The following is a 3,449-nucleotide window of genomic DNA, read 5'->3' on the forward strand; positions in this document are numbered from 1 at the left end:
CCCGCAGGCGAGCGCCTCCAGCAGGACGATCCCGAAGGTGTCGGTGCGGCTCGGAAACACGAAGGCGTCGCTGCCGGCGTAGAGCGCGGCCAAGTCCGTGCCGGTCCGGGTGCCGAGGAAGTGCGCGCCCGGGTGCGCTGCTGCCAGCCGGGCGCGGTCGGGTCCGTCGCCGACCAGCACGCGGCTCCCCGGCAGGTCGAGGTCAAGGAAGGCGGACACGTTCTTCTCCACCGCGAGCCGGCCCACGAACAGGAAGATCGGCCGCGGCAGGCCGGCCAGCGCCGCGGGCGGCGGCGCGCCGATCGGGGCCGGCCGGAACAGGCCGGTGTCGACGCCCCGCGTCCAGCGCATCAGGTTGCGGAAGCCGCGGGCCGCGAGGTCGCGCTCCAGCGAGGGCGTGCTCACCATCGTCCCGCTCGCGGCCCCGTGGAAGCGGCGCAGCCACGCGTAGCTCCACGCCTGCGGGACGGGGAGGCGGGCGGCGAGGTATTCGGGGAAGCGGGTGTGGTAGCTCGTGGTGAAGACTTGGCCCTTCGCGAGACAGCAGCGGCGCACCGCGTGGCCGATCGTGCCCTCGGTGGCGATGTGCACGTGGGTCGGCGCCAGATCCCTCCAGAGCCGCGAGACCCGCCGGACGCTCGCGTGCGCGACCCGGATCTCGCGGTAGCCCGGCATCGGCAGCGAGCGGAAATCCCGGGGCGTGAGGAAGACCGGATCGAAGCCGTGCGCCGGCGCGGCTGCGGCCATGTGTTCCAGGGAGCGCACGACGCCGTTGACCTGCGGCGCCCAGGCGTCCGTCGCGATGAGCAGCCTCACGCGACCGCCCTGCGATCGGTGGCCGGGACCGGCGCGTCGGTCGCCGCGCGTGCGGCCGCGCGGGCGCGGAGCACGCTCGGATAGTGCAGCACCTCCATCCGCCCGTCGTAGTGCTCGACGAGCGCCGTGCAGGACTCGACCCAGTCGCCGGTGTTGAGGTAGCGCAGGCCGTCGATCCGGCGGTCGGCGGCGTGGTGGATGTGGCCGCACACCACCCCGTCCGCCCCCTGGCGCCGGGCCTCGTCGGCGAGGAACGTCTCGAACGCGCCGATGAAGTTGACGGCGTTCTTCACCTTCAGCTTCGCCCAGGCCGACAGGGACCAGTAGGACAGGCCCAGCCGCCGGCGCACCCTGTTCAGGCCGGTGTTGACGAACAGGGCGAGGCTGTAGGCGCCGTCGCCGAGATGGGCGAGCCAGCGGGCGTGGCGCACCACCATGTCGAACTGGTCGCCGTGGATCACGAGGTAGCGGCGCCCGTCCGCGGCCTCGTGGATGCAGCTTTCGGCGATCGCGATGCCGCCGAAGGTGGTGCCGATGTAGTCGCGCAGGAACTCGTCGTGGTTGCCGGGCACGTAGACCAGCGAGGAGCCCTTGCGCACCTTGCGCAGGAGTTTCTGCACCACGTCGTTGTGCCCTTGCGGCCAGTACCAGCCCGAGCGGAGCTGCCAGCCGTCGACGATGTCGCCGACGAGGTAGATCGCGTCGGCGTCGTAGTCCTTCAGGAAGTCGAGGAGCAGGCCGGCTTGGCAGCCCTTGGTGCCGAGATGAAGATCGGACAGGAACAGCGTGCGGACTCGCGTGGTCGCTTCCGCGTCTTCGGCCACGAGCATCTCCCGGCGGCGTTCACGGGGCGAGCCAAACCGGAAACGCGTCTCAGTTTGATGACGCCCGCCGGCAGCAAATCGCCGCGGTGCGGCGAGGACGCAGGGGATGCTTGCGGGCGTGCCCGCGCCCCGGGACAAATTTTTTTCCACGGTGTCGAAGTTTTTCGAGTTTTGCGTCCGCAGCTTGGGCGTTCATAATGCAGGCAAAGCGCCCGCCGGTGAAGACGCTGGCGCAGGGATGGCGGAACGGCGGGAAGGAAGGTGGCGATGGTCGTGGGATCGCCCGCACGCGCGACTTGCCTGCGGCGTGTCACCGACGCATTGAGGATCGGGCTGCGCGGAGGCGGCCGGCAACGCGGGCTGCGGACGCGAGCGATGCAGGGGCGTGCCGCTGCTCCGCGATCGCCCGGCGGCGCGAGGGACGGTGACGATGGAACGACAAGCACGGCGAGCGTGCCGCCTGCGCGGCATCGGTCGCAGCAGGGGGCCCGTCCGGCCCAGGAGCACTGAAGGATCACGACACGCGCATGCGCCGCTCACGGCGCATCGTCCCTGAACACCGGCTCGGCCCGGTCAACGTTTTGGAACTCGGAGGACACATCCCATGGCGGCAACTCGGCGCCCCGGTCGCAACCATCTCTTCATTCCCGGCCCCACCAACATCCCCGACCGCGTGCTGCGCGCGATGCACGTCCCGTCCGAGGACCATCGCTCGATCGACTTCCCCGCGCTGACCAAGCCCCTGTTCACGGACGCTAAGATGGTGTTCGGCTCGGAGAAGGGCACGATCGTGTTCTTCCCGTCGTCGGGCACCGGCATCTGGGAATCGGCGCTCGCCAACACCCTGTGCCGCGGCGACAAGGTGGTGACGGCCCGCTTCGGCCAGTTCAGCCACCTCTGGGTCGACATGGCCCAGCGCCTCGGCCTCGACGTGATCGTGCAGGACGAGGCCTGGGGCACCGGTGCCGACCCCGAAAAGATCGGCGAGGAACTGCGGGCGGACAAGGATCACAAGATCAAGGCCGTGATGGTCGTCCACAACGAGACGGCCACCGGCGTCACCAGCGACATCGGCGCCGTGCGCCGGGCGATGGACGCGGCCGGCCACCCGGCGCTTCTGTTCGTGGACGGCATCTCGTCGATCGGCTCGCTGCCGTTCCACATGGATGCGTGGAAGGTCGACTGCGCCATCGCCGGCTCGCAGAAGGGCTTCATGCTGCCGGCCGGCCTCGGCGTGATCTGCATCAGCGAGAAGGCCCTCAAGGCCGCCGAGGGCGCGGCCGGCGGCAACGATCGCCTCGGGCATGTCTACTTCGCCTGGGCGGACCAGTTGAAAAACAACCCCACCGGCTATTTCCCCTACACCCCGCCGCTGCCGCTGCTCTACGGCCTGCGCGAGGCGCTCGACTGTATCAAGGAGGAGGGGCTGGAGAACGTCTACCACCGCCATCACGTGCTCGCCGAGGCGACCCGTCAGGCGGTGGCGGCGTGGGGCCTGAAGACCTGCGCCAAGGAGCCCAAGTGGAACTCCGACACGGTGACGGCGATCCTGGCGCCCGAGGGCGTCGACGCGGCCAAGATCATCAAGCACGCCTACGAGCGCTACAACCTCTCGCTCGGCGCAGGGCTCGCCCAGGTGGCGGGCAAGGTGTTCCGCATCGGCCACCTCGGCGACCTGAACGAACTGTCGCTGCTCGGCGCGATCGCCGGCGCCGAGATGGCGATGCTCGACACCGGCATGAGCGTCACCCCCGGCTCGGGCGTCGCCGCCGCGTCGAGCTACCTGCGCGAGCACCCGCTCGCCAAGGC

General features: G+C 70.3%; 3 protein-coding genes. 1 reads left to right on the forward strand and 2 read right to left on the reverse strand.

The window, feature by feature from the left end; all coding sequences use genetic code 11:
• Positions 1–816 (reverse strand): glycosyltransferase family 4 protein (locus ACFE8Y_RS21280; RefSeq protein WP_375466356.1); only part of this gene is annotated, 816 nt, incomplete at its 3' end.
• Positions 813–1,640 (reverse strand): UDP-2,3-diacylglucosamine diphosphatase, encoded by an 828-nt coding sequence (locus tag ACFE8Y_RS21285; RefSeq protein WP_375466357.1) that lies wholly within the window; start codon positions 1,638–1,640, stop codon positions 813–815. The genes ACFE8Y_RS21280 and ACFE8Y_RS21285, both read right to left, overlap by 4 nt.
• Positions 1,641–2,244: 604 nt before the next feature.
• Here ACFE8Y_RS21285 and ACFE8Y_RS21290 point away from each other — a divergent pair.
• On the forward strand, positions 2,245–3,449 hold a 1,205-nt coding region (locus ACFE8Y_RS21290; RefSeq protein WP_375466358.1), incomplete at its 3' end, for an aminotransferase class V-fold PLP-dependent enzyme.

This window comes from uncultured Methylobacterium sp. (genome assembly GCF_964242245.1).
Classification (GTDB): Bacteria; Pseudomonadota; Alphaproteobacteria; order Rhizobiales; family Beijerinckiaceae; genus Methylobacterium.